The 18,450-nt window shown below is 68.0% G+C and carries 12 protein-coding genes; 4 read left to right on the top strand and 8 right to left on the bottom strand.

Annotated features, from left to right (window positions below; all coding sequences use genetic code 11):
* Positions 1–8 precede the first annotated feature (8 nt).
* From EDJALFJO_RS11295 to EDJALFJO_RS35970, 6 genes are all read right to left on the bottom strand, one after another.
* Positions 9–521: a hypothetical protein gene (locus EDJALFJO_RS11295; protein ID WP_143448498.1), complete on the bottom strand. Its 513-nt coding sequence runs from the start codon at positions 519–521 to the stop codon at positions 9–11.
* On the bottom strand, positions 518–1,915 hold the full coding sequence (locus EDJALFJO_RS11300) for a hypothetical protein (RefSeq protein WP_088285207.1): 1,398 nt from the start codon (positions 1,913–1,915) through the stop codon (positions 518–520). The genes EDJALFJO_RS11295 and EDJALFJO_RS11300 overlap by 4 nt, the downstream gene beginning before the upstream one ends.
* Complete coding sequence (locus EDJALFJO_RS11305; RefSeq protein WP_158220399.1) at positions 1,912–2,208, bottom strand: WXG100 family type VII secretion target; 297 nt, start codon at positions 2,206–2,208, stop codon at positions 1,912–1,914. Before EDJALFJO_RS11305 ends, EDJALFJO_RS11300 begins: the two co-directional genes overlap by 4 nt.
* A gap of 28 nt (positions 2,209–2,236) precedes the next feature.
* Positions 2,237–2,530, bottom strand: coding sequence for a WXG100 family type VII secretion target (locus EDJALFJO_RS11310; protein WP_088285211.1), 294 nt, complete (start codon positions 2,528–2,530; stop codon positions 2,237–2,239).
* Positions 2,531–2,570: 40 nt separating this feature from the next.
* Positions 2,571–4,433, bottom strand: a complete 1,863-nt coding sequence (locus EDJALFJO_RS11315) for a serine/threonine-protein kinase (protein ID WP_088285213.1) — start codon at positions 4,431–4,433, stop codon at positions 2,571–2,573.
* Between the two features lie 566 nt (positions 4,434–4,999).
* Entirely contained in the window at positions 5,000–5,134 is a 135-nt protein-coding gene (locus EDJALFJO_RS35970) for a hypothetical protein (RefSeq protein ID WP_255392554.1), read from the bottom strand.
* Positions 5,135–5,784: 650 nt separating this feature from the next.
* On the opposite strand from EDJALFJO_RS35970, the gene EDJALFJO_RS33430 reads away from it, so the two are divergent.
* Positions 5,785–7,401, top strand: a complete 1,617-nt coding sequence (locus EDJALFJO_RS33430) for a hypothetical protein (protein ID WP_143448499.1) — start codon at positions 5,785–5,787, stop codon at positions 7,399–7,401.
* Between the two features lie 438 nt (positions 7,402–7,839).
* On the opposite strand, the gene EDJALFJO_RS11330 is transcribed toward EDJALFJO_RS33430, so the two are convergent.
* Both EDJALFJO_RS11330 and EDJALFJO_RS11335 read right to left on the bottom strand, forming a co-directional pair.
* Positions 7,840–9,903, bottom strand: coding sequence for a UvrD-helicase domain-containing protein (locus tag EDJALFJO_RS11330; protein ID WP_088285219.1), 2,064 nt, complete (start codon positions 9,901–9,903; stop codon positions 7,840–7,842).
* A complete protein-coding gene (locus EDJALFJO_RS11335) occupies positions 9,890–13,288 on the bottom strand; it encodes a DEAD/DEAH box helicase (RefSeq protein WP_143448500.1) in 3,399 nt (1,132 codons plus the stop codon). The genes EDJALFJO_RS11330 and EDJALFJO_RS11335 overlap by 14 nt, the downstream gene beginning before the upstream one ends.
* Positions 13,289–13,700: 412 nt before the next feature.
* On the opposite strand from EDJALFJO_RS11335, the gene EDJALFJO_RS11340 reads away from it, so the two are divergent.
* From EDJALFJO_RS11340 to EDJALFJO_RS11350, 3 genes are all read left to right on the top strand, one after another.
* A complete protein-coding gene (locus EDJALFJO_RS11340) occupies positions 13,701–15,548 on the top strand; it encodes a DUF262 domain-containing protein (protein WP_088285230.1) in 1,848 nt (615 codons plus the stop codon).
* A gap of 137 nt (positions 15,549–15,685) precedes the next feature.
* Positions 15,686–16,651, top strand: a complete 966-nt coding sequence (locus tag EDJALFJO_RS11345; RefSeq protein ID WP_198950205.1) for an HNH endonuclease — start codon at positions 15,686–15,688, stop codon at positions 16,649–16,651.
* A gap of 369 nt (positions 16,652–17,020) precedes the next feature.
* Positions 17,021–18,001 carry a hypothetical protein gene (locus EDJALFJO_RS11350; protein WP_143448501.1) on the top strand — a complete coding sequence of 327 codons (981 nt, stop codon included), beginning with the start codon at positions 17,021–17,023 and terminating at the stop codon, positions 17,999–18,001.
* Positions 18,002–18,450 lie beyond the last annotated feature (449 nt).

The raw sequence follows: 18,450 nt of genomic DNA on the forward strand, positions 1-18,450 counted from the left end.
GCCCGGTACTACCCGGCTGCGGTCCGTTGCGCGAAGCGCACCGTGGAGACGGCTGCGTCGAACACCGTCTCCAGCTCGGCCGCGAACGGCAGGTTGGGCGTTGTGAACTCCAGGACGAACACTTGCGGCCCGGACGGCGCGGGCAGCGTGTAGCTCACGTGGTGCAGGACGACCCGGCCGACCCCGTCCGGCCACTCGAGCCGAGCGCGTGCCACCTTGCGGTGCGGGACGACCTGGCCCTGTGGCGTCCGCTCGAAGGCCGTGGGCCGGTCGGCGTCGGTGCTGAGCACCACCATGCCTGCCACGAGGGGCGGCCCGTCGTAGTCCTCCGACCCCGGGTCGACGAGCGTGGCGGCGAGCCGCACCTCACGGGCGGCGTCGAGGTCCATGAGCCCCAGGTCCCGCAGCGCCTGCACGACCTCGTCTGGGACCCCGGGAGGCGCGGGGTCCGCCAGGTCCACCCGGTTCCAGTCACCGGGCAGGCTGATCCCGAGCTCCCAGCGCGGGGCGGCGCCGGTCACCACTGACCAGGCCGGGCGGGCTGGGCGAGGATGGCGTCGACGTCGTCGTCGGCGACAGTGTCCAGGTCCGTGTACGCCTGCCGGAGGTTGTCGGCCGTCGGGTCCTGGGCTGCCTCGGCCAGCGAATGAGTGGCGTCATGAACGTGGACCCCGTACTGGACGAGGTCCGACGTCACCTTGAGCGTGTAGAAGGTGCTCGTCATCCACGGGGAGAAGCCTTTGAGCTTCGGGGCGACGTACACGGTGCGCCGCCAGAACTGCGTCGTCATGTGGCTGGCGTTCACCGGGTGCAGGAGTCGCTTGATCGCGCTGAGGGTGCCCACTGACTTCGTGGTGCGGGCCACGGTCTTGAGGGCACGACCGAACCCGCCGGGGACGACGGACAGGGCGGCTCCGCCCACCGTCGCCCAGGAGTCGGCGCCGTTCAGCGCGCGCAGGAGCCTGCCGACCAGGACCACGGCCCCCAGACCCAGCGCCGCGACGTCCAGGACCCCCGCCGCAGCCGCGAAGGCGGCACCGACCACCGGGACAAGCGACAGCACAGCGCAGACAGTCGCCGCGGTGCCCAGCACGGCGGCGAGCCGCTCTGTGGCGGTGAGGATCGAGTCCGCGAGTTCGCTGTCGATCGCGTCGACGGCCGCGTTGCGCAGGCCGACGGCCGTTGCCTGGACGCGTCCCAGGAGGCCGTTCAGCCCGCCGCTCGCGCCCACGGCCGCCAGAACCGCGTGGGCGGCGCGAAGCCGCGCCTCCTCGTGGTCGCGTCGCACAGCGTCGACCGCTAGCCGGGACCCGCGGGCCGCCTCGTCGGCGTCGGCCCGGAGCGCCGTCGCCGACGACTTCTCCTCATGGGCATCCTCGCGGATCCGGCGCCACGTCTCGGTCTCGTCGTCGACCCGGGCGATCTCGGCGTCGAGATCCGCGGTGCCACCACCCGCCAGCGCGGTCAGCTGTTGCCTGCCGACGAGCTCGGCACGGTGCGTCCCCAGCCGGACGATGTGCCTCCACGCGTCCTTGGCGCGAGTGTCGGCGGCGCCGGCCTGCCGCTCGAGGGATCGGGCCTTCGCCGTAGCCGTCGTGTGGTCGTCGAGGGCCGTGCGCGCGCGGGACTGCAGCTGCGCCAACTCGTCGGCGTAGCGACGAAGGGCGGCCGAGGCGTCCTGGTGGGCCGACCAGAACTCGACCAGCGGCGGGAGGACTTCCCCGAGGGTCGTGCGGGTGGCCTCCGCGGCAACCCCTGTCCAGACGAAGTCGTCGAGCCCGCCGAGCGCTTGCTCCAGGCGCTGACGCAGGTCGTCACCGTGCCCGGCGACCGTCGCGAGCGTGACCGCCTGGGCGTCGACGGTCGTGACATCGCCGGGGGACGGGTCACCGCCGACGGCGTCCCACTCGCTCACGGCTCGGCCCCGGGACGGGCGGCCGACCCGACCTGCTGGTCGACCGTCGCATACCCCTCGGCAGCGTCGTGGAGCAGGGTCGCGAGGCTGGTCAGCCGTTGCACGAGGTCTCCGCGGGCGGTCTGCCAGTGGTCCTGGAACGTGTGCAGGGCGTCCTCCACCTCGTGACCGCCCAGGCTTCCCGGGACAACGTCGTGACCCCGCGTGGCAGCAGCCGACAGGTCCTCGGCGATCTGCGTCATCTGGCCCGCCAGCGCCGCGAGGACCTCGGCGTCGACAGCGAAACCTGCCACGGTTTCGCCCTGGCTCACCCGGCCGTCGTCATCGCTGCGCGGCCTGGCGGATCTGGTCGTCGACATCCTCGAAAGCAGTCGCGGCGTTGTTGAGGAAGGCCGCGATGCCCTCCATGCCCTGCCGGGTCATGTCGGCCCCCTGGCGCCACTCCTCGAAGAGCTGCTGGAACGCCTCAGAACCCGATCCCTCCCAGCGCGCTGCGAGGTCGCGCACCTGGCCCAGGAGCCGGCCGAGGAGCTCACTGACGTCGGCGGCCCCGTTGCTCACCTGGGTCGCCTGGTCGCGCAGTTCCGTCGGTGTAACGGCGATGTGCTGGCTCATAGTGGTTCTCCTGTTCCGAAAGGGTTCGACGTGCGGAGCGTCAGGTGCTCCAGCCGCTGAAGATCGAGCGCAACCGTTCCGCAGTCGCGACGTCCGGTGCGCCGTCCGGGCAGTCGTTGGTGGCTACGAACCAGCCACCCTGCTGAGCGGTCGTGTAGACGGTGATGATCTTGCCGTAGGTCGCAGTGAACGAGATCGAGAGCATCACGGTGCTTCCGGCGCTGACACCGACCGTGCCGAACGAGAACGTCGTGTCGCCGACCGCTGCCGCCTGAGTGCTGGCCCTCGCGGATCCGTTGACGTACAAGGTGGCGTGCGCTGTCACCCGGCTGTCCGGGTCGATCTGAACGAGCACGGTGTCGATGGAGGCCACACCGGACGGCACTGTAAAGGTCTGTGTCAGCGACCCGCCGGGCATGGAAAGCGAGTTGCTCGGGGTGCCGCGGCACATTGCATGGCCGAAGCCTGCGCCCCAGTTGTCCAGGACGTTCACCCGGTGCGGTGGAGGCGGCGCGGCAGTTGTGGTCGTCGTGGTGGTCGTTCTGGCCGTCGTGGTCCGCCGCCGCGTGGTGCTCTGGCTCGTCCGGGAGGTCGTCGTGCTACGGCCCGACGTGGTGGAGCCGGCGGCGGGGACCGTGACGGTCGTTGTCCCCGAGACCGTGGTCCGGGCGCCGGAGGATGCCGGCTGCGCAGCGGCCGCGGACTTGGTGCCCTTGGCGGTGCTCCTCCCGGCCGTGGGCGACGCCGCTCCGGTCGTCGCCGCGGCGGGCGAGGCGCCGGCCGCCACGGGCGACCCTGCAGCGGCGACATCCGGAGGAGTACGGTCACTCTTCCACGGTGCGGTCACTAGGGCGACGGACAGCGCGACGGCCGCGGTCGCGGCGGCCGCGACGATCGGGATGCGCAGGCGGCGGCGGCCGGTCGCGCTCGGCACGGACGAGGCCCGGGCCTTCGCTGCGGGACCAGTAGTCCGGCCGGACGACAGCACCGTGGGGACGTCATCGGACGAGGCGGAGAGCCGGGTGATCTCCGACAGGGACGCCGTGAGCCCGGACAGCCACGGGACGAGCCGGGGCGGCCGCCGGCCGGGGTCCTCGGACAACGCGCCGAGCAGGGAGTCGACGAGGGCTTCCCGGCCGGCGAGGCGCGGCTCGGTACGCAAGAGCCCTCGTACAGCGTCCACGTCGACGCCGTCGGCGTTCGTGGGCGGCGTCGTCCCGGTCAGGACATGGACGACTGTCGAGGCGAAGGCGAAACGGTCGCTCGCGGGTGTAGGTGGCTCGCCCTGGACCAGTTCCGGTGCTGCATAGGGCGGCGTAGTCCCTTGCCGGCCGCGAAGGTCTGTCAGGCGGGCCAGTCCGAGGTCGACGAGGACGCCGACGCCCGCGTCGTCCACAACGATGTTCCCGGGCTTGACGTCGCCGTGGACCACCGGAACGCCCGTGGTGCTGCCGCTGTGGAGATCGTCCAGCCCCGATGCGGCCGTCTGCAGCAGGGCCAGCCGCTCCGATAGGCCGCTCTGCGGATGCCTCTCCAGCCACACGGGAAGGTTGTCACCGTCCACGAAGGCCATGGCGACGTAGCGCCAGGTCCGACCACCTGCGTCGGCGGGCGCACGGGGTACCGTGCCGGGCCGGTGCTGTGGAGGGCCCACGAAGACGTCCCGGACGCGCACGACCCCCGGCGACACAAGGCTCATCAGCAGATCCCCGTGCTGACGCCACTCCTCCGAGTCCTGCGCCGTCAGATCACTCTTCATGATCTTCATGGCGACCTTGGCCCGGCCCTGCTCGCTCAGCTCGAGCTCGGCGAGCCACACCTCACCCTCGGCCCCGCCGCCGAGGTTCCGCAGGAGGCGGTACTGGTCAGGTCGGTCCCACGGGCCGACCCGGATGTCTTCCACGCGTTCAACCGTCCCCGTCGAGGCGCAACGGTGTCGCCGAGGGACAGCGACCCCACAAGATTCTGACTACGAAAAGTAGCGGCTTGACCACGTCTTGGTGGTGATCTCCCGAAAATCGAGGCATCGGGCGCAGAGCACGGAGGCTGCGCCGCTTCCGAGGGTCAGGCGGACGCCACTGGTAGAGACCTGTCCATCAACCTCGAAGTCGCCCAGACGGTGTCGCAACTCCCTTGAGCCGACCGATGACGTTGAGGGTCTGCGGTACCCGCGGTTCGCGGCACGCCGGCCGCCGCGGACCATGGTCGCGGAAACGTCACGGACGCCCCGGGACCAAGTGCAGGCAGTCGCGCACTCCTACCTCGACCTCGACCTCGCCGCGCCTCGGCGTCGCCGAAGACGAGGCGATCACCATCGTCGCCACAGCGCTAAGGCGACCCGGCAACGGCGCACATCGACGACGGCCAACGGGCTGCGCAACTCCGGCCGCAGACCTAGCCTGCGGACCGACGCACGCCCGGCCGGGCCCGCCGGTGGGCTGGCTGGCCGGCCAATCTTACGCAAGGCGCTCAGCCTAACGCGGGGCACGCGTCGACAGTGGTGGCCATGATGACCAGGATCAGGGCGACCGTGAGGCCATAGCGCTCCAGCAGCGCCTCGGCCGGCGAGTGGACCTGAAGGCATTGGCTGCCAGCAGAATCCACGGAACGGTGCCCTTCCATCCGGTACTGGATCTGGTCGGCTCCAGGTCACAGCACTAGGCCGGCGGTTCACACGAGGCTTCCTGAATCACCAGGGCAAGGACGATGACGATCTTCCTGCGCAGGGTCGCCCAGCGGGCAGTGCGCAATGCGTAGGTCGGCGGAGACCGCGGAGACGTGGACGAGGTTGACGCGATGACCGCTTGCGCGAGCCAGGCGGCGTTGGCCGGGCAGGACCCGGACGGCTGGTGGGCCAGTGGGCCGTCCCTGAGTTCGGTGATGACCTGCTCGATGATCGCGTGGTCGCGGTGAACCGCCCTGGACCTCCCGGCGGCAGTCACAGGCGGCTGTCGACTCAGCTCACCGAGGTACAACCAACCGCAGCAGGGCCCGGCGGCGTGCGTTCATCTCTGGCAGGCGACTCTTCAGCGACCGGGATGGCTGAGACGCGCGTAGATCACCGGGAGCGCGAGGCTCTGGAGCGCAACCGAACGTGACAAGAAGTTGACAATGCGTGCCGACGTGCGGCCTTGGGCTGAAGTGCTGGGGCAGGCTGTAGTCGGGCATGTTCGTTCCGTGGGCTCATTGGGGGACCGCTGGTGGCAGTGGAATCGGGATCCACCTCATCCGCGCCTGAGGCCGGGGTGCATCAAGTGATCGATATCACGGAGGGTCTGGCGCAGCAGAAGCTGTCGCCTGAAGAGAGCGCGCTGACGTATGCCGCTCTCTACGCCTATGAGCGCTTTACGCGACTCAGTCAGCACCCGATTCAGCGTGCGACTGAGCTGGTCGAGGCGCGGCCGAGCTCGCTGGCGCGAACCGTAACGGTGACGTTCAAGTTGCCTCGAGCAGAGAACTTCTTTCCAGAGGGAAGCGGAACTCCGCTCGATCTCGAGTGGGTTGTCTTCCCCTTAACTGCCGCTCGCCGTGGAAAGCTCTTGAACGGCTTTGAGGCGACCGACAGTGCTGGGCAACGACTGCAGATACTCCCGCGCACTGAATCGAAGCGGTTGGCTTCGAACATTCTGGAAATCGCCTGGGATGCCACTTTTGGGGATGTGGGCGAGCTTGATCAGGAACTGGCCGCCCGGTTTTCGTCCTTGAAACTTCAGGTTCTAGAAGTACCTCGAATAAGGCCCTCGGAGGCACCGGGGCAATGTGTCAGTCTATTGAGTAGTCTCGATGAACTCGTTGTTGATGGCGCGAAGGCGGATCATGGCGCCATGCTCCGTCTGCAAGAACTCGCGACATACTTCGGGAAGCGCACCATCATATGGGCACGCCATAGGGCGCATCCCGGTGAGACGGTTGTTGTTACGTACTCATATGAAGCGACATTCAGCTACACCAACATGTCGCCCGCCGCGGTAGGCGGCCCATGGGAGGAGAATGCCCGACTGCTGTCTCCTAGTAAGGCAAGATTCCGCCGTGCTAGGTGGATGTGGCTGTGGGCCCGCGCCTTAGTGGGGACGTTGCGTGGCAACGAGAGTAGTATTGAACTGTTCCGTACCTGGATGGGGCAGCCTCCAAACAGAATCTTTATTCCAGTTGGAATGCTCCACCTGAGTGAGTCCTACCATCTTCGCGTAGATGTTCCGTCGTCAAATTACGTGTCGGAGCAATCGCTTGTGGTTCGCCGGAGATCGGATCCATCCGGGAAAGTGCTCTCCTTGGATGAAGTATTTGCCGAGGAGTTTAGCAAAGGGGCCGACTATCGTGGCGCCGACCAGTCCGGCGGTACGTATGCTCACCTCTACACCTATCTGCTGCACGGTCGCCGTGCTCAGCGAGTTTACGCCGCCATCGAGTTTCGAGAGAGACCTCCAGGCAGTACGGGAGTGGCGCTGGCCCTCGGCCTTTCGGTCCTAGGCCTGAACCTTTTCGTCGCTATCGGGTTTCTCCTTCTTCTGAAATTGGCGACCAGTGCAGTGGATGTGGTGGCAATTCTCCTCACGGTTCCTGTGTTCGTAACGGTTTGGCTCGGGCGCTCCTTGGCGTCCGACGCCGACTCGTACGCGCGCACGCCGATTCTATCGAGGATTGCCCTCATTGTTTTCGGTGGGTCCTCAGTGGCCACCGCATTGACGATGATGCTGTCAATGGCGCTTGTTGTGACCTACAACCCACCTGTCCGTTGGCTGCTCCTGCCGTGGGCGGCGGTTTGCTTGCTTTGTGTCCCAGTTGGGTGGATGGTGATGAGACTGGCAGGCGTCAGATCCACGGCCATGCGTGAGTATCGACAGGCAGCCGATGGTCTGCCGGCGGACTGACCGGAAGGTTAAAGCATGCACGGTGCGGCTTACTACGAGTCTGAGGACGAGCTCCAGGGAGACCTCCACGCGCTAGGAGGCTCGGCTCGGCGTGTGACGGTTGGATTGTCCAACGAGACCTGGGATGGTCCCGAACTGCCTGCACTCGATGACGAGGCGCGCCGCCGGCTCGGTCCCATCGCCGTGGCTGTAGTTCGGAATGGAGTTTCTTCAGGTGGCACCTGGAGTTGATCTCGCAGCTTCCCTCGGATCCTGGGGCGGGGTCACAATGGCCGTCGGGCTGGGCGGGCCGCGTCGCTGAACCGACGCGGCGCCATAGCGAATGAGACGTCGATCGGGAGGGCCTCTCTGGGTGCGAGAGTGCCCGCGACCGCATCTCCCCGTCCGCCGGTCGATCCGCGCGGTGGTCGAGCGGTCCGGGGCGGGACGAGTATGTCCTTAGCGGGTCGCAGCGGCGTTCGCTGAGGGAACACCGGGAAGTTGGGTGAGTTCGACCAGGACTCGCCGCAGCTTCGCCGGAAGCGCCCTGGAGTGCACGAGAACCAACTCCCGGTTGGCCCTGGTGAGGCTTGTGTACAGCGGCCCCTCCTTGTCGACGCTCCGCGGGAACAGCCCCGGATCCACGACGACGACGCCGTCGAACTCGAGGCCCCGCACGTCACGCGGGACGAGCAGGCGAACCCTGGCGTCGTCGAGCACCCACTCGTCGCTCCCGCCGTGGCTGGCGCTCCAGCCGGCGCGGGCGAACGACTGTCGGAGGAGGGTCGCGTCGGTGCCGATGACGGCGACCGTGCCGTGCGGGTGGCGTTCTGTGAGACCGGTTGCTGCAGCGACGATCTCCTGCGGCAGGTCGGCGGCGGTGCTCTTGACGACGGTCGGCAGGTCGACGTCGCCCTGGATGGCGGTCGCCTGGTCGGTCTTGTCCTTGAGGATCGCGTTGGCGAAGGTGAGGATGCCCTGGGTCGAGCGGTAGCTGGCCTTGAACTCCTGGTAGGCGCCGGGCTGCTGCAGGTCGATGTCGAGGAACGCGGCGACCTTCTTCCAGTCGGCGATGCCCCATTCCGTGTTCCGCTGGTTGATGTCGCCGACGATCGTCCATCGGCCGCGGCGGTTGAGGCGCTTCAGGATGTGCCAGCCGAGCGGGGTGATGTCCTGGGCCTCGTCGACCACGAGGTGGTCGAACTGGTCGGGCATGGTGCGGTGGGCGACGAGGACGCAGTACGTCAGCAGCGTGTGGAAGCGTGGGTGCTGCCGGGCGATGTCCCACTCGGGCAGGGCTGCGAGGTAGTCGTCCCAGCTCGCGGCGAGGCGGGTCGTCTTCTTGCGTCCGGCTTCGCGCAGCATGGCGTAGACGTTGCGGGCGCCGTCCTCGGGCCGGCGTGTGTACAGAGCGCCTTGGCCGTCGACGAGGGTCGCAGCGCGGTCGACGAGGCGCGCGAGCCGCAGCGCGTTGTCCTGGTACTGCTCCGCGGCGCCTTCGGTGTCGGCAGTCAGGCCGGGGTAGATCGTGTGCCAGAGGTCGAGGACGCTGAGGACGTTCACGGACTCGGCGTCGGTGAGGCTGTTGAGCGCGTTCCTCGTGTGCCGGACGAAGTTTCGGGTCGGCCCGAGGAGCACGACGCGCAGGTTCGGGGTGGCATCGGGCCGGTCGGGGTTCACGAGGTAGGCGGCGCGGTGGAGGGCGACGATCGTCTTGCCCGTGCCGGGGTAGCCCTGGACGACGATGGGCTCGTCTTCGGGGCGGGTGACGAGCCGGTACTGGTCGGGCTGCATCGTCCCCAGGACGTGGCTCAGTGACTCGCGTCGGGGTGCCGCGAGGGCCTTGAGCAGTGCGCCCTCCTGCCGGAGCCCGTCAACGGGCGCGGATCGCCTGGCAGCGGGTGCGGCGAAGACTGGCTCCCGCACGTCGATGACGTGCTCGACGTCGCCCGGCGACGGCTGAATCGACCGCAGGTCGATGAGTTCCGGACGCTGCTGCGGAGGCCGTTCCGGTTGTCGGGTCGCGACGGACGGCCAGGGAGCGGCACCCGGTCGCGGCGGGCGAGGCATGGTCAGTCGCGTCGTCCGGTCGAACGCCGTCGCCCCGCGGCCGCCGTCCAGGCGTTCGTCGTCGAAGTCGACGACGGACAGGCTGCGGTGCTGGAACACGCGGGTCACCTGGACCCGCCCTTCGAGCGGTGCGTAGCTGCCGGTCCCGAAGAACGCGGCTGCGACGGGTGCTGCCCAGCTGAAGACCTGGAAGCCGTCCTTGTCGCTGTGCCAGGGCCCGATGTAGAAGGAGTCGTCCTCGATGTCGTCGGAGCGTTCGGTGAGCCCGACCCGGCCGATGACGGCCTCGACGCGTGGTGCGCGGGTGCGGGGCAGCCCTTCCTGGGTCCAGTTGGCGCTGCTGGCGACCGCGATGGGGATCCGGACGTCGCCCTTCTCCCGGAGCCGCTGGATGTAGCGGCTGTTGCGGGCTTCCTCGTCGGCGACCTTCGCGCGGTGGTCAGACGGTGGCACGGCCTACCTCCAGGACGCAGACGGCGAGGTGCAGGAGTGTGATGTGGGGGAGGGGCTTGGCGTCGATCTCGTCGAGCGTTCGGCGGTGGTTTGCCCTGGTGCGCTCGATCTGGCGGGAGAACATCCGGACGCCGCGGTGGCTCTTGCGCTCGACGGAGGTGTCGAGGCGGCGCTGCATCGCTCCGACCGCGCGCTCGTACTGGTCCTCGAGCGTGAGCCGGCGGGCCTCGAGCAGTGCTGTGGCTTCACCGACGCGGCGGGTCTCCTCGGTGGAGTGCCGGGTGAGCATCCGGTTCAGCGCGCTGTCGAGGTGCGGCTCGATCCCGGTCGGCCGCACGCGGCGTCCGTTCTCCAGCTCCCCGCGGGCGAGCGCCGCCAGCAGCGCGTCGACGACGGCGGGCTCGCTCTTACCGTCGCCGAGGCGCACCGCCTCGCCCCAGAGTTCCTGGCCGGGGCGGATGGATCGCCACGTCGCGGTGGAGAGGACGACGACGTACGTCCCCTCGGGGACCTCGGGGGCGGCCGAGGTGACGGAGACGTGCGCGAACCGGGCCGCCCGCTGCTCCGGGACCAGGGTCGCGCCGAGCACGACGGGGTGCCGGGCGGAGAGCAGGTCGGCGGTCTGGGACGTCCTGGCGAGCTCGTGGTCGAGGGTGAGGTGGAGCTCCTCCTCGTTGAGGAACCCGGTGCGGTACCGCTCCGCCTCGACGTTGCGGAGCCGGCCCGAGCGGGTGAGCTGATCGAGCCGGGTCGCCATCTCCGGGGTGCCGCGCAGGCGCATCGACCTGCCGTCTTCCACCGCGGCGGTGCCGCCGGACAGGGTGGCCCAGTCCTCGACGAGGTGCGCCAGCTCCGCGGCTCCCACGTACCGCCCGGTGGCGAGGAGCTCCTCCTCCATCCCGGCGACCTCGGCCTCGGCCGCGGCGAGCAGAAACGGCGCGGCGGACGAGACGTCCTCGAGACCGGCCTGCTGGGCCTCGATCGCCGCGAGAGCCTCGTCCGCACGGCGCCGGCGCTCGTCGTCCGACAGGGAGAAGTCGAAGACCGCGTCGCGGAAGTCGCTCAGGTGTTCGGAGATGATCGGCTCCAGCGGGCCGATCGTGCCCTCGAAGACCCCGATCCGCTGCAGCAGCCGCATCTTGATCGACTCGTCGAGGGCCGCGGGGCACCAGACGTTGAGGATCGAGATCTTCTCCTCCTGCTGCCCGATGCGGTCGATGCGGCCGATCCGCTGCTCGACCTCCATCGGGTTCCATGGCAGGTCGTAGTTGGCGACGACCGAGCAGAACTCGAAGTCCAGCCCCTCGCTGGCGACCCGGTTGGCGAGCACGATGTCGTAGAGGCCGGCACGGAAGTCGGCCATGATCTCGTTGCGGCGCTCCTTCGGCACGCCACCGTGGAGCACCGCGACGCGCCAACGCTGCGAGAGCCGGTGCTCCAGGTAGCCGAGAGTGGGCCGGGAGAAGCTGAAGACGAGCGCCTGCCGCCCGCTGTCCACGAGCGGCCCGAGGCGGGCCTCGAGCAGCGGGTACTTGCTGTCGGCGCTGCCCAGCGCCCGGGCAGCGGCCACGAGCTCGTCGTGCGGCCTGAGCGCGGGGATCGAGCGCCGCTGGTCGTCAGCGGCGGAGAACCCGTCGTCCTCGTCCGTGGGTTCGCCGGCAGCGGCGCTCCAGCGGACGACGTCGTGCCGCGCGACGGGCAGGCAGGCGCTGGCGAGCCGCAGCGGCATCTGCATGGCGAAACCGACCGGGACGCCCGCGAGGTCGGCGCGTCGGCGGCACCAGGCGACGTACTCCGCGTAGAACGCCTGCTCGTGCGCCGTCCAGGGCACCTCGACGTCCTGGGCCTCGCGGACCGCCTTCTCCTCGTCGACCTCGACGCGGCGCGTCCGGGTGAGGACCGACGACAGGACTCCGAGGTCGGCGAGGTAGCGGCGGGCGTCGACGATGTCCCGGGGCGAGAGCGGGACCTTCGAGAGCAGGTCCTGGAGAAGCGGCACCTCGGGCCGGCGCGCCATGATCGGGGCGCCGTAGCGGGTGCGGCCGAGCTCGGCGAGCAGGTCGAGGCGCTCGTCCGGTGCGACGGCGGGGTTGGTGAGGGTGCGGGCGACCTTGTTGAGGACGACGTTCGGTGCGAGCTGCTGCTCCAGCGCCTCGCCCGTTCCGAACTCTCCGGGGGTGAGCAGCTCGAGGAGGTTGAACAGGTCCTCGTTGCGCAGGTTGATCGGAGTGGCGGTGAGCAGCACGAGGGACTTCACCCACTCGCTGAGCAGCGCCCCGGCCTGGTAGTTGCGGGTGGGGGCGTTACGCATCATGTGCGCCTCGTCGACGATCGCCAGCCCGAGCGGGTCACCGACGGCGACGACGTCCTCGAACGCCTCCCACGTGCGCAACCGCTGGATGCTGATGATGTGCGCGAAGCGGCGAGGCAGCCGGTTCTCCAGCGCCTTGCGCTCGAACTCCTTGAGGGTGTCGCCGGAGAGCTCCGTGAGCTCGAACCCGAAGCGGTCCTCCATCTCCCGCCGCCACTTGGTCACCAGGGACGCGGGGCAGACAACGAGCACCCGGTCGGCCTCCGAGCGGGCCTCGAGTTCGGTCCAGATGAGGCCGGCCTCGATGGTCTTGCCCAGGCCCACCTCGTCGGCGACGAGGATCCGGGACTTGCCCGTCTCGAGCATCTTGATGACCGGCTTGAACTGGTACGGCCGGAACAGCGTCCGGGTCGCGCGGAAGGAGAACAGCGTGTCCGTGAACATCCCGGCGAGCTTCGCCCGGGTCAGGGTCGCGCTGAACCGGCGGACGTCGTCCACCGCCCCCGTGATCCACGTCCAGGGGTCGTCCGCGAGGGAGAACGGGTCGAGGCTCTGCTCGGAGTGGTAGGTCATGCGGCCCTCGACCCGCATGCCGTACATCCAGCCAGCGCCGTTGTGGGTGCGGGACTTCACGGTGTAGTCCCGGCCGGTGGCCTTGAGCACCACGTCGTCGTTCACCGCGAACCGGGGCGCGGTCACGACCGTGGCGTCGGGCCACAGGTGAGCGAACCAGTCTCGCGCCCAGCTCAGCGGCTGGTCCTCGGTCAGCGACGCGCTCGGCATCCGCTCACCGGACGCCGGCGGGCCGCCGCCGGTCACCGCGAGCACCTCGACCCCCTCGCCGGAGTCGAACCAGTACAGCCCGACCGGAAGCTCCAGTTCGTGGTCGGCGAGCACCCGTAGCTCGGCGACGCGCTCGTGGACGTCGGGGACCGCGCCGTCGACGACCAGCAACCGCGGGTTGTCCAAGAGGCCCACGAGGGCGGTGAGGTCCGCCCCGTCGGGGTGGTAGCCGCACGTCAGCTGCAGCTCTGACTGGCCGTACGGCAGCATCGTCACCACCCCCTCTGTCACGGATCGTAGATATCGAGTGATCCCGCCGAGTCGAACATCGCAAGGAGTACACCGAACGACCGACAATCTCGGCCGCAGCGAGGAATTGGTGACGCAACCGCACTCTTGAAACTCGGGCGTTCGGACGATGGACCGGTCGCCGATTCGGCCAATTCGACAGTCGACTTCTTGGGTGGACGAGGTGCAGATGCCAAGGAGCACCGAACGCTACGACGAGCACATATAGTCACGAAACGTGGTCGAAAGTAGCGCGGGAACAGCCCAGGTTCTTGAGCGGGCAGTCGGCGACTGCGTCAACATCGAGGAAGGCGCTGAGGCGTCCAGCGACTGCCCGTCCGCGTAGCGTCGTGGCAGCAGAGATGGAGCTACATGGGCGATGCTGAGCGTGTCGCCCCGTGGGAGGGATGTCACCGTGGGGTTCCAGACGCCGCTCTACGAGCTGAGCGACTACCTGAAGTGGACCACCAACGGGAAGATCCAGCTCCCTGACTTCCAGCGTGGCTACAAGTGGGAGGACGAGCGGATTCGTCAGCTCCTCGTCACCATCCTGCGCGGCCATCCGCTGGGCGTCGTGATGCTCCTGAAGACCGGCAACGACCAAATTCGTTTCAAGCCGAGACCCGTCGAGGGGGTCGACATCGATCCCAGTGTGTCGGCGGACCTCCTCCTTCTTGACGGTCAGCAACGGCTCACCTCCCTCACTCAGGCGCTGACGGGATCCGGTGTCGTCGCCACCCAGGACAGCCGCGGCAAGAAGATGACACGCCGCTACTACCTCCATATGGACACGGCCCTGCTGGGCGAGGACCGCATCGACGACGCGGTCATCTCCATCCCGGGGGACGGCGTCGTCAGGTCGAACTTCGGCAAGGACGTGGAGCTCGACCTTTCGGATGCGGACAAGGAGCGTGCGGCCGGCTACTTCCCGGTGCGGTTGCTCTTCGCGGGCGCCGAGACAGTGACGTGGCTCTTCGCGCTTGCCGACGGCCATCGAGCCAGTCAGTTCCATGCCCAGGTGGTCCAGCCGGCCGGGACGTACAACATCCCGGCGATCGAGCTTGACACTGCGACGAGCAAGGCCGCGGTCGCCACGGTGTTCGAGAAGGTCAACACCGGCGGGCTCTCGCTGAACGTGTTCGAGCTTCTCACCGCGACCTTCGCTGGTGACCCTGCCTACTACAAGGAGCACGGGTACGACTTCCGCCTGAACGACGACTGGAAGGAGACCCAGCTCAAGTTCAGCGCGTACCCGGCGCTGGCGGCCGTCGAGAACACGGACTTCCTCCAGGCCGTCACGATGCTCACCACGCTGCAACGAAACCGGAAGGACTCCTCGGACCGGCCGCCGGCGGTGTCCGCCAAACGTGAGGACGTGCTCAAGCTGTCCTTGCCGGACTACCTGGGGTGGCGCGACCAGCTCCGAGAGGCCTTCATCTGGGCGTCGGCGTTCCTCGCGGACGCGCATATCTTCGACACCCGTTTCCTGCCGTACCCCAAGCAGCTCGTGCCGTTGGCCGCGATGAAGGTCGAGCTCGGCAAGGATGCCGACCTGATCGGCGTCCGGGAGAAGATCACGCAGTGGTTCTGGTGCGGCATCCTGGGCGAGCTCTACGGCGGAGCCATCGAGACGCGGTTCGTCCGCGACCTCGAGCAGGTTCCCGACTGGGCGCGCGGAACGTCCGGAGCCGCCGTGCCGAAAACGGTGCAGGATGCGAGCTTCGTCGAATCTCGCCTGCACTCGCTGCGTACGCGGGGGGCAGCCGCATACAAGGGGATCTATGCGCTCCTGCTCGGCCACGGTGCCAGGGACTGGATGACGGAAGCTGCGTTCGACAAGATCCAGTACGTGAACCTGGCGGTCGACATCCATCACGTCTTCCCGCACAAGTGGTGCGTCGACCAGGGGATCGACGACGAGCGTCGCGAGAGCATCGTCAACAAGACTCCGCTGGCGGCTGTGACCAACCGGACGATCGGTGGCGTCGCTCCGTCGGAGTATCTGAAAGTCATCGAGCGCAAGGCTGTGATCGACGGCGCCAAGCTCAACGACCTCCTTGGCACGCATCTTGTCGACGCGGAAGCGCTGAGGACCAGTGACTTCGACCTTCACTTCGCTCGCCGACGTGAGGCGCTCGTGCAGCTTGTCGAGCGTGCCATCGGCAAGGCTGTTCAGCGGGATGTGGACGAAGGGGCCCCTGAGGAGGCGCTCGACCAGTTCGAGACGACGAGCGCGGCGGTGGCCGAGGACGACGAGTCGTAGAGAGCGCTGGTCATCGGTGCGCTCGTGCCTCCCGTCACCGTCCTCCACGGTGCTGGACCACGGACATCGTCGGGGGCAGGATGACCGGCGCCAGTACACGCCCTTTGGTGCTGTGCCGGGCGCGAGGGAGGGCAGCGGTGCGGGCATACGTTGGAGTCACTGACGGCGACTGGTACAGGTTCCTCTCCGGGCGCGCCGCCACCGAGGTGAACTTCTGGCAACCCAGCGGCGGGCGCCGATTCGGCGCCATCGAGCCGGGCGCTCCGTTCCTGTTCAAGACGCACTACTCCGATCCGGTCAGCAACAGGATCGTCGGCGCCGGGTTCCTCAGCGGTTGGGCACCGCTCAACGTCTCACGCGCCTGGGAGTTCTTCGGACCTGACAACGGCTGCGCCACCGAAGTCGAAATGCGAGAACGGATCCAGAGATATCGGCGCGAGCCCGTGCCAACGCCGGACCCGCAGGTCGGTTGCATCATGCTGCGAGACGTCCGCTTCCTGCCACCGGAAGCGGCCCTGCCGCCGCCGCCCGGCTGGGCGGGCAACATCGTCCAGGGCAAGACGTACAGCTTGGCGGGCGAGGAAGGCGCATGGGTTCAGTACGCCCTTGACGCTGTGTACTCCGGAGGGCCGACCACCGTCGCGCTGCAGGTCGCCGACGGCGACGAGATGCCAGGGTGGGTGCACGGACCGGTCTTCGGCGAACCACGCAGCAGTCCGGTCAGGGTCGGTCAGGCGGCGTTCAAGGCCCTGGTCCAAGAGGCGTACGATCGGCGCTGCGCCATTACGGGGGAAAAGATTGTTCCGGTTCTGCAGGCCGCTCACATTCGGCCCGTCACTGACGAGGGTGAGAATCGGGTGGACAATGGGCTGCTGCTCCGCTCGGACGTTCACACCTTGTTCGACCGTGGGTACCTCGCCGTGCACCCGGAGAAGCGGACCCTGCTCGTGTCCCGCCGGTTGCGAGAAGACTGGGGAAACGGTGACGAGTTCTATCGACGCGCGGAGTCGGGAGAACCGATCCGTGTCCCGCGGCGCAGGGCGGATCGGCCGAACACTGACTTCCTCACTTGGCACGCAGACACTGTGTACCTGGCGGGGTGACGGCGCGTGGGCCTCACGTTGGGCGACGCTCCTGTCCTTGAGCGCAGCATGACCGCGAGCGTCGGAGCGGGAGCCACGGATCACGGCCAGCCTCGAGGCGCACCTGAGGACACATCAAGACGCCGATCCGGCGGCGCTGCAGGGGGGCTTGCCGGAGCTGGGATCATCAAGGTCGATCACGGTCGGCTCGCTCGAATCTGAGTCCTTGAAGCTTGACACACGGAACAAGAGGCCATGAGCACCCAGTCAGTGATACCTCTCGGAGATCGCGGCGACGGTCTCCTCGTCGTCCAACCGGTGGAACGAGTCCCTAGCGGCCGACACCGAGTGCTACGCGCGAGCTCCCAACTTGCCCGCCAGCTGACTGATGTGCTCTCGGAGACCGGTGGCCTCGCCGCAGACCCTTCGCTCGTCCGGATCATCAACAACGCCGGCGCCTCCGTCCCCTACGACCGGCTGACTGCAGCCGTCAGCGGGGCGGGCCGCCGCGGCTTCATCCGCGACGGAAAGAGCATCGTCGAGAATGTCCGACTCGTCCCATCAGGGCCGTCGTCGGCGGCCCGTCATCTCGGTGGCCGACTCCTCACCGGAGGCGTCACCGTGGCTGTGGACGTCATCGCCCAAGAGCAGCAGATGCGGCTTCTCGAGCACATCGCGAAGACGACGGAGTCGGTGCACGAGCACCTCAGCCACGAACTCGAGGCCCGGCTCCGCGCCTGCGTGGAGTCGATGGACGACGCGGCCGCCGTCATGCTTGATGGGCAGCGACCGGGAGCCGCGACGGGCTTCGACAGTGCGCTCCACGACAGTCGTCAGCTCTTCCATCACGCGCTGCAGGACCTGGAGAAGGTCACGACTGCCCAGCGAAAGATCACGAAGCACCCGACGGTTCCTGTGAGCCGGCTCACCGAGGACTTTCCCGGCATAGACGAGGGCTCTGGAGAGTTCTGGCGCAAGGTCTCGTTCATCCGCAGAACGCTGGCTCTCCGATCCAGAGCGCTCAACCTGCAGGCGGCTATTCATCCGGCCTCGGAACTGCAAGACGTCAGCCACCTCGGCGAGCTACTCCAGTCGAGACTCGCCGAGGTTGAGACCCTCCAGGATCACTTCGACGATCTGCTCGACTGGATCGGCGCACTTGAGGTCGACGTCGATGAGGTGGTCATGATTCCAACCTTCTGGAGTGGCCGAAAGGCCCTGGCCATCCAGCGCTACGCCATGAGCCTCGGGCGTGAGGTCCTCAGCGACGCAACGCATGCTCGGCAGATCGAGGGCGTGAGAGTCAACGCCTCGTCCGCCGAGATCACGGCTGTACGCGCTGTCAATGGCGATTTGCACATCCCGCTGTAGCGGGACTGGTGTTCGGAAGCAGCGTCGTCTTGGTGGCTGGGCGTCACGCGCACTTGCGTCAGTTCCATCGGCGCGGCGCGCTCCCGTCAACGGAAATGCTGGAACGCCTCACCATGCCGTTGTCGCGCGTCCGAGGCTGCTATGGGTGCGCATGGCCATAGAGCCAGCCAGGAGACACCGGGCGACCACAGGCTCACTGTTCAGCGAGCGGACCAACGGTTTCGGCAGCCGCAATGCGTTCGTGCGGTTCAAGCGGATCGGGTAGTGACCACCAAAGTGACCACTTGGCCCGAAAACGATGCAGGAAGCCAACGCTCTACGACAAAAGCGCAGGTCAGACGTGCCCCCGAGAGGACTCGAACCTCCGACACGCGGTTTAGGAACCGATGCCCGTCCGGTTTGGGTGGGTAGTCGCTGGTGGGGTCCGGATGGGTGTTCGTGCTGGTCAG

Source organism: Kineosporia sp. A_224 (assembly GCF_002198655.1).
Lineage (GTDB): Bacteria > Actinomycetota > Actinomycetes > Actinomycetales > Kineosporiaceae > R-H-3.